General features: G+C 58.4%; 1 protein-coding gene. It reads right to left on the reverse strand.

Features of this window, described 5'->3' with window-relative positions; genetic code table 11:
- Window positions 1-101: 101 nt before the first annotated feature.
- On the reverse strand, window positions 102-1,163 hold the full coding sequence (locus MON38_RS22595) for an IS110 family RNA-guided transposase (RefSeq protein ID WP_241938430.1): 1,062 nt from the start codon (window positions 1,161-1,163) through the stop codon (window positions 102-104).
- Window positions 1,164-1,414 lie beyond the last annotated feature (251 nt).

Raw genomic sequence — 1,414 nt, forward strand, 5'->3', positions numbered from 1 at the left:
AAAGATACTGTGATAAAGGGTTGCCGCTGGGGCCACTTTTTTCTATTTTTGAGTCTTTCAAGGAGAGCCTCATCGGTTCATCCTGCGTAGCCTCGGCCCGTTCACGTGGCCGGGGCTATTTCTTGATGGACTTGGTGAGCGAGCTGATAGTGTGGGTCGTAGGCCCGGTCATTTTTCCAAAGCGAGTAGCAAAGCACGAGTAGTTTACGCATGACCGCAATGACGCCCGGCTTCCCACTGGGGTGCCGCGTACGCAAGCGTGTGTAAAAGGCTATCTGCCGGGGATTATGTCGCAGACTGCTCAGGGCCGGTAGGTAGAGGGCCGTGCGCAGGCGCACGTTGCCGCGCTTGGAGATGCGGGTGGCATGGGCCGCGAGGCCACTTTGCCGCTGCACCACGTCCAGACCAGCGTAGGAAGCGAGTTGGCGCTCGTTTTCCACCAACACGAAGCCGCTGGTTTCGGCGACCACGATAACGGCGGTCGTCAGGCCGATGCCCGGAATACTGGTTAGCTGGGCCAGCTTGCGGGCTAACTCCGGTTCGGCGGCCAGTAGCTCAGTTAGGTCCTGGTCGAGCGCCGTTAACTGCTGAGCAAGCAGTTGCTGGTGCGCCGCCAGGCGAGCCAGCGTCCGACTATCCGGCTGGTAGCTATGCTGGTAGGCGTGGGCACGGGCTTTAAGCTGGGCCCCTTGTTTGGTCAGCACCTGCCGCTCCCGCGCCAGCGCCCGCAACTGACGCAACGCGGCGGTCGGTGGCTGCCAGGCCGGCAGGCTGCGCTCTAGGCCCAGCCGAGCGAGCAGGCGAGCATCCAGTTGGTCAGTTTTGCTCTTTAACTCGGTACTGCGGGCAAAATGCTTCACCTTGTTGGGCAGCAGCACGCTGAGCAGCTGTTGCTTATCCGCTAGAAAGTATGCCAGCTCCTCGTAGTAGACGCCCGTGGCTTCCACCACAAACCAGAGCGGAACTGCCGCCTGCTGCTGCCGAGCCACCCAGCTGAGCAGGGCGGCAAAGCCCACAGGCGTATTCTCAAAGGTGGTTTCTTTGCCAAAGGCCAGCTGCTGCTGCAAGTCTAGCCGACCCAGACAGGCAACAAACGAGCTTTTGGCAATATCAATACCCACTACATATTTTAGCGGGGTGCTCACGGGTTTTACGTAGGACATTGGGCAGGCTTACATGAAGTGAAACCATCAGCCAGACAGGGTTTTGCCACAACTATTCTCGTACAAATACGGGATGCCTGCACAGGGCTTGGCTCCCTCCATACTGTGCAGTCTTCAGGCAAAACGGAAACAGGGCACGCTTTCTTTTGAGCAACGTCGAGGCCGCAGCTTCGCGTTTAGTTAAACGTGGTGACCCTGCTTCCTGCTCCGGCTACCTTTCGCAGAAAGGCATGACAATCATACGAGTTAAA

It is taken from the genome of Hymenobacter cyanobacteriorum, assembly GCF_022631375.1.
Classification (GTDB): domain Bacteria; phylum Bacteroidota; class Bacteroidia; order Cytophagales; family Hymenobacteraceae; genus Hymenobacter; species Hymenobacter cyanobacteriorum.

Bases quoted from the DNA above. Each gene is read 5' to 3' on its own strand.
- MON38_RS22595 (WP_241938430.1), bottom strand. From the start codon at position 1,163: ATGTCCTACGTAAAACCCGTGAGCACCCCGCTAAAATATGTAGTGGGT.